The sequence below is a fragment of the Shigella sp. FC1544 genome (genome assembly GCF_001722145.1).
GTDB lineage: Bacteria > Pseudomonadota > Gammaproteobacteria > Enterobacterales > Enterobacteriaceae > Escherichia > Escherichia coli.
In genome coordinates this window covers 1-6,251 of the sequence record NZ_MECT01000117.1, presented here as the reverse complement: position 1 = coordinate 6,251, position 6,251 = coordinate 1, and the positions used below count along the sequence as shown (strand labels likewise).

The 6,251-nt window shown below is 50.3% G+C and carries 8 protein-coding genes and 3 pseudogenes; 4 read left to right on the top strand and 7 right to left on the bottom strand.

The genetic code is table 11. From position 1 onward, the window contains the following. Positions 1-277 (bottom strand): transposase domain-containing protein (locus tag BGK49_RS08350; RefSeq protein ID WP_024249094.1); only part of this gene is annotated, 277 nt, incomplete at its 3' end. 62 nt (positions 278-339) lie between these two features. Between BGK49_RS08350 and tam the strand changes: the two genes are divergently transcribed. Next, complete coding sequence (gene tam, locus BGK49_RS08345; RefSeq protein WP_024258604.1) at positions 340-1,098, top strand: trans-aconitate 2-methyltransferase; 759 nt, start codon at positions 340-342, stop codon at positions 1,096-1,098. Between the two features lie 3 nt (positions 1,099-1,101). Here tam and BGK49_RS08340 read toward each other — a convergent pair whose 3' ends face one another. The 4 genes and pseudogenes from BGK49_RS08340 to BGK49_RS08325 all read right to left on the bottom strand — a co-directional run bounded on the left by BGK49_RS08340 (position 1,102) and on the right by BGK49_RS08325 (position 4,305). Next, entirely contained in the window at positions 1,102-2,016 is a 915-nt protein-coding gene (locus tag BGK49_RS08340) for a bestrophin family protein (RefSeq protein WP_005025442.1), read from the bottom strand. A 196-nt stretch (positions 2,017-2,212) separates the two neighbouring features. Then, positions 2,213-3,004 (bottom strand): annotated as a pseudogene (gene uxaB, locus BGK49_RS08330) (tagaturonate reductase); the annotation flags it as partial. Positions 3,005-3,046: 42 nt separating this feature from the next. After that, positions 3,047-3,121: pseudogene (locus tag BGK49_RS30940) on the bottom strand (phage major tail tube protein); the annotation flags it as partial. Then, positions 3,121-4,305, bottom strand: a complete 1,185-nt coding sequence (locus BGK49_RS08325) for a phage tail sheath subtilisin-like domain-containing protein (protein ID WP_000005370.1) — start codon at positions 4,303-4,305, stop codon at positions 3,121-3,123. The pseudogene BGK49_RS30940 and the gene BGK49_RS08325, both read right to left, overlap by 1 nt. A gap of 157 nt (positions 4,306-4,462) precedes the next feature. Between BGK49_RS08325 and BGK49_RS31640 the strand changes: the two genes are divergently transcribed. Then, entirely contained in the window at positions 4,463-4,585 is a 123-nt protein-coding gene (locus tag BGK49_RS31640; RefSeq protein ID WP_000132763.1) for a hypothetical protein, read from the top strand. Positions 4,586-4,718: 133 nt separating this feature from the next. On the opposite strand, the pseudogene BGK49_RS31635 reads toward BGK49_RS31640, so the two are convergent. Further along, positions 4,719-4,811 (bottom strand): annotated as a pseudogene (locus tag BGK49_RS31635) (hypothetical protein); the annotation flags it as partial. Here BGK49_RS31635 and BGK49_RS08315 point away from each other — a divergent pair. Beyond that, entirely contained in the window at positions 4,772-5,572 is an 801-nt protein-coding gene (locus tag BGK49_RS08315) for a contractile injection system protein, VgrG/Pvc8 family (protein WP_435431303.1), read from the top strand. The pseudogene BGK49_RS31635 and the gene BGK49_RS08315 overlap by 40 nt on opposite strands. A 248-nt stretch (positions 5,573-5,820) precedes the next feature. Then, the gene (locus BGK49_RS25895; RefSeq protein WP_241525420.1) at positions 5,821-6,111 is read left to right on the top strand and encodes a hypothetical protein; all 291 of its coding nucleotides are present in this window, start codon (positions 5,821-5,823) and stop codon (positions 6,109-6,111) included. 10 nt (positions 6,112-6,121) lie between these two features. Here the strand turns inward: BGK49_RS25895 and BGK49_RS08310 are convergent. Continuing rightward, positions 6,122-6,251: IS1 family transposase (locus tag BGK49_RS08310; RefSeq protein ID WP_001554957.1), on the bottom strand; the 130-nt coding region annotated here is incomplete at its 5' end.

Sequence of the window (6,251 nt, the reverse complement as noted above, 5' to 3'; positions counted from 1 at the left end):
CGAAGGGGCGATTGCCCGGCAGCATGATGTCCAGGCGATTCACAATCTGGTGAAGAGGTTCTTTACGCTCAAGCGCCATGCCAACAATACACCAGACCATCATTTCGAGGGGAAGACGGCGCTTGCGTAGCGTTACAGTACCTGATTCGGCAAGGCAACGAGAGATGAGTTCGGGGTCGAGGTAATCCCCCAGAGAAGTCAGTGGGTTACGCAGAGAATCGTAACGGGATACCAGATCAAGAGCCTGTCCAATGTGCATAAAAAAATCCGGAAACAAGTGAGCGTTTCCGGATTCTTACACAGCCACTGGATCGGTCAACTGATCCTTAACTGATCGGCATTACTGACTGGAACCCCTCTTTATATTTGCACTTTTCCGCTGAACGATCGCGTCCGGCGGTGGAGCTGCTTGCCAGAGTGCCGCTGGAAAATGTCGAATATGTCGCCGATCTTGGCTGTGGCCCAGGTAACAGCACCGCCCTTCTACAACAACGTTGGCCTGCGGCCAGGATAACAGGCATCGACTCGTCTCCGGCGATGATTGCTGAAGCGCGCAGTGCTTTGCCAGACTGCCAGTTCGTGGAAGCAGACATCCGCAACTGGCAACCGGTACAGGCACTCGATCTGATTTTTGCTAATGCCTCACTGCAATGGCTGCCTGACCACTACGAATTGTTTCCTCACTTGGTTTCTTTACTTAATCCGCAGGGCGTGCTGGCAGTACAGATGCCAGATAACTGGCTGGAGCCGACCCATGTGCTCATGCGCGAAGTTGCCTGGGAACAAAACTACCCGGATCGCGGGCGTGAGCCGTTGGCTGGCGTTCATGCTTACTACGATATTTTGAGCGAAGCCGGATGTGAGGTCGATATCTGGCGAACCACCTACTATCACCAGATGCCGTCGCACCAGGCGATTATCGATTGGGTGACCGCCACTGGATTACGTCCGTGGTTACAGGATCTGACCGAGAGCGAACAGCAGCTTTTTCTTAAGCGCTACCATCAGATGCTGGAAGAGCAGTATCCACTGCAAGAGAACGGACAGATACTGCTGGCATTTCCGCGTCTTTTTATTGTTGCCCGGCGTATGGAGTAAATATCACGTCAGCTGGTAATGACGATCGGGAAGAATTTTTGCTGGAATTTCGGCTTCATCGTTCATCTGTAAGAGGTCAATTTCAATAGCGTTGCAGATGGCATCCAGCGGTAAATCATTGTTTTCAGTACCGAACGGATCTTCCAGTTCTTCCGCCAGACAATCCAGCGAAATAAAAGTGTAGGAAATCAGCACAGAGATAAAAGGCGTCATGTAATGCAGGTCCACGACCAGCGCGAACGGCAGCATGATACAAAACAGATAAACAGTACGATGCAAAATCAGGGTGTAGGCAAAGGGAATTGGCGTATAGGCAATGCGCTCGCATCCTGCCAGGACCGCTGAAATATCATTAAGCCGATCGTTGAGGCTAATAAACAGGATTTCTGAAAGCTGCCCATTGCGGCGCTGAACCGCCAACCACTCCCCCATTATTAACAAGATACGGTTAGCTGGAGAGTTCGAAGCCAGTACAGGCTGAAGATCTTCAGTCTTGAGATAATGAGCCAGCACTTCCGCCTGTGGCTGTTTGCGTAATGTCATGCGTAAACAGTGGGCGAAGGCGATTTGCAGCCTGGCAAACTCCCTTACACTTGCCGAATCCGGCAATGTCGTTTTTACCTCACGTAGTAACGACCGTGAGGCAATCATCAACTGTCCCCAAAGTTTTCGCGCTTCAACGTAACGGGCGTACCCGGCATTATTACGAAAACCAAGAAAAATGGCGATGGCGACACCGAGAATGCTGAACGGTGCGAGGGTGAATTTGATGCCCAGATGCGTGTACCAGGGCAGCATGAAAATAACAGCGATAGAAAAGAGAAAATTGAGTAGTAAGCGCGAGGATATCTTGGATAATACTGAGCCGTGCCAGACAAAAATACGGCGCAGCCAGTGTTGTTGTGGACGAACAATCATGGTTATCTTCAGGCGTGGAAAAGTCGCCCTATTAAACGTGATTACGATCACATTCTCAAGACGCTACTTACAAATTACCTACAAGCTTACAACATTAACAGGCGCTGCATGTGGCACCTGTTAATGATAAAGGCATATAGGATGTTGTAACTAATATAGTGAAATAAGAAACCCGGTCGAAACCGGGTTCAGAGTATTAGCACAACGGGCGTACAGCTTCGCGCATCCCTTTTTCAAGAATCGCATCCAGGTCATTAGCAACCTGCTCGACCAGACCAGGCACTTGCGTCAGGTCCTGCTCCCAGTGGTCTTTTTCTGCCAAAACAATCGCTACCAGTTCCGGGGTGCCGATAACACGGTCACGATGCTGGCTCCAGAGTTGCTGATAACGTTCCAGCCAGTGTGCATCGTCCTGTACCGGATATGTTTCTCCGTTACGCTCACCGCGATAGAAGGCAATCAATGCCGTTAATGCGAAAGTAAGGCGCGCCGGAAGTGTGCCGTTTGCCTTCTGCCCTGCCAGCAGCTGCGGCAGGATGCGGGTGCGGAACTTGGTCATACCGTTGAGCGCGATAGACAGCAGCTGATGCTTAATGTACGGGTTACGGAAACGCCCGGTGACTGCACTGGCGAAAGATTCCAGTTCATCACGAGGCAAATCCAGTACCTGAATAATTTCTTCGTCGATGGCTTTTTCAACGAATGCGCAAATTTCAGCATCGTTCATCGCTTCACCTACGGTATCCAGCCCTGCCTGGAACGCCACCGGCACCAGCGCGGTGTGCGCACCGTTGAGGATTGCCACTTTGCGTTCTTTATACGGTTTAATATCGTCAACAATCAGCACATTGAGCGGATATTTGTCCAGGCGCAGCTCAGTCGCTAAGGATTTCGGCCCCTGAATCACAAACAGGTAAAAGTGTTCAGCGGTGTCGAGAAAACCATCGTGATAACCCAGTTCTTCTTCCAGTTTAGCCACTTCACCACCCCGGTAGCTGTCGGTGTTGCGCGTCAGCTTAGGCAGAGTGACGGACGTCACATTACCCACTTCGTTTTCACCATCCACAAACAGCGTAAAAAAGCGAAGATGTTTTGGCACAGCCATCAGGCACCTCCCAGCACCGCAAATGCGGGTTCAAAGTATTCATCAGTAAACGTCTGGTAAAGCTCCATGTCTTCCAGTGGCGGAACGGGCGTATATTTGTAGCGAATACGCACACGTCCCTGACGTAAATCCGTGGTGCTGTTATCCACCACGTCATACCAGCACTCCGCGCCAATCAGTTTCCCGGCAGTCACCAGTGAATCCAGTTTTGCCCTGATGGCACTGATAACATCCTTCACATTCGCAGGCGTCAGTGGACTGTCGATGGTTTCAAACTGCGCTTCCGCAATTGAATCAGCCAGCACCTGTGCGGTTCGGGTATACACCTCAAAGATGTAGGCGTTCGTTTCCGGTGTGCGGTTACCCCAGAAGCGGACCCCGTTGCGACGAATAATGGTCGTGATTTCTTTGTTGTTGAGGCTGTTGGCATCGCTGTCTTCGGCCTGCAACGACCAGAACACATGCCTCGACATCCCCAGCACATTTTTAACCGGAACGTTGGACAGCGATTTGTTCCATCCCTGTTCATGGTCAATGTACGCACGAAGGCCGCACGCATAGGCAGGCGCGGGGAACGTTTCGTTTTTGCCATTTTTCGGGTTGTAGGCGATGAAGTCCGGCCATAAGAGCATCACCTCACGTTCGTTGAATTTCTGGCGGTAGGTAATTGCCTCGGCCATCGTGTTACAGCCATGACATGAGGCATACACAAACGCGCGCAGTTTATCTGCAATCACGCACAGGGATTTTGTTACCGCCTCCGTGTCCAGCTCCGGCGCGGCCAGAATACGCGGACGGTATCCGATGCTTTCATCCTGCTCTGCAACAAGCAGCGCATACATCCCCATATAGCTGCCGTCATCCTCAGAACCACCGATAACCAGTTGATCCTGCGTTTTTCCGTCTTCTTCTTTGTGTTCAGCCACGCGAACGACGATCACCTTTGTGCTCACCTGGTCTGCGATGGCCTTAAGCGCACGATAAAGCGTCCCCGTTGTCCCGCATTTTCCCAGCACGTCATTGACGCGGGTCAGCAGTGTGGGCTTGTTCAGCGGGAACAGCTTCGCGTCCGCATCATCCGCCGTTGCCACGATACCGATAACGCTGGAATCAACATCGTTAATCGCTGTTACCAGGTCGGTATTCTCCGTAACACGGGCACCATGAAAACGAGTTTCACTCATAGCTTCAGCCCCTTGTATCCGTTAAATGATTCAGCAACAATCATCACCCACCACGCGCGTAATCTCACCCCTGCGCCGTTCTCCCGCCACGGCGACAACAAAAAGCAGTACCCCCCTCCGCACGCACATGCGACCATGCCGCACAGGGAGGGAGCAGATGACCGACACCACCATGCAATTGCTCAGTCAGGGCACGGCCCCCGTGAAAATGCCGGATTTTGATATTCTCTCGGAGGGTAAAACGCTGTCAGGCGTGGCGGAGCGCCTGATGAGCCTGTAACTGACCGACAACCGGGGATTTGAGGCGGACCAGCTCACCATCACGCTGGATGATGCGGATGGTCAGTTGCAGCTACCGCCACGGGGCGCGCGTCTGACGGTTCTCATTGGCTGGAAAGGGGAACCGCTGACAGAAAAAGGCACTTACATTGTTGATGAAATCGCTCACGAAGGACCGCCGGACAGGCTGACTGTTTCAGCCAGAAGCGCAGATTTTCGGGATGAATTTAACGTTAAACGTGAGGTGTCCTGGCATGATGTGACCGTTGAGCGTGTGGTATCCGCCATCGCTCATCGGTACGGTCTGAAACCGCAAATCAGCGAAATGCTGATGGATATCGAAATCGACCACGCCGACCAGACCGAAGAAAGCGACATGTCCTTTCTTACGCGCATGGCGGAAATGCTGGGAGCAATCGCCACGGTAAAAAGCGGCAATCTGTTATTCATCATGCCAGGTGGTGGCGTGAACGCACAGGGGCAGCCGTTGCCCTCGTTCGCCATTACACGCAGCAGCGGCGATCGCCATCAGTTCCGCATTGCTGACCGCGAGGCGTATACGGGGGTACGCGCCTACTGGCTTGATCTTAATTACGGGAAAAAGAAAAAAGTCAGCGTGAAACGCCGCAAACCGCCAAAACCCAAAAAGGAGAAAAGCAGCAGTCGGGAAGGCGACTATATGGAAGGTGCGGAAGGCAACGTGTTTGTGTTACGCAAGACTTATCAGAACGAGCAGGCAGCAAGACGCGCAGCGGCGGCAAAGTGGCAGCAGCTACAACGCGGAGCCGCATCATTCTCCATCACGCTGGCGCGTGGTGGTGCAGAACTCTATCCCGAAATGCATGGCACAGTGACAGGCTTTAAAAGCGAGATTGATTATCAGGACTGGATTATTGCAAAAGCCGAGCACACCATTGATAACAGCGGCTTTACCACGCAGCTTGAACTTGAAGCAAAAATCCCGGAATGGATAGCAGAAACAGAATAAATCTCTTAAAAATATTATTTTTGAGATGTGCTTCTACACTGACAGTAAGAACAAAAGATAATGTATCAGCCCACTAGATGTCAGAGGTTGGGGCATCAACCAGATGCTAACAATAATACGGATGTTTTTCCCACATGACAGAGGAAGTCAAGTATAATCTTCACAGTCCATCCCGTCCAAGGGAATATGACTCAATAGTAAAAGTTCCAGTTTAGTTAGTAGACCCACACTTTATAGAAGAGTAATTCATGATTGGACAATTTTTAAGTGCAACAGAGATTTTAGCAAAGAACTATGTTCGTAATAAAATGGTTAAAAATCCATTTTATTCGAATTTAAAATGGAATTTTATTGAAAAAAACATCATAAGATTAACATCCTCACCGGTTAAATCAGTACTTTGCATATCAGCTTTTTCATTTGTACTACTTTATGTTGGATATTTAAACGAATTATTTATAAAAAATAATCTTTTACATTATTTCCCGTTTAGGCATTCATTAACCGAATGGCAAACAACCATTTTAAGTGGCCGGTAATGACTCCAACTTACTGATAGTGTTTTATGTTCAGATAATGCCCGATGACCTTGTCATGCAGCTCCACCGATTTTGAGAACGACAGTGACTTCCGTCCCAGCCTTGCCAGATGTTGTCTCAGATTCAGATTATGTCGCTCA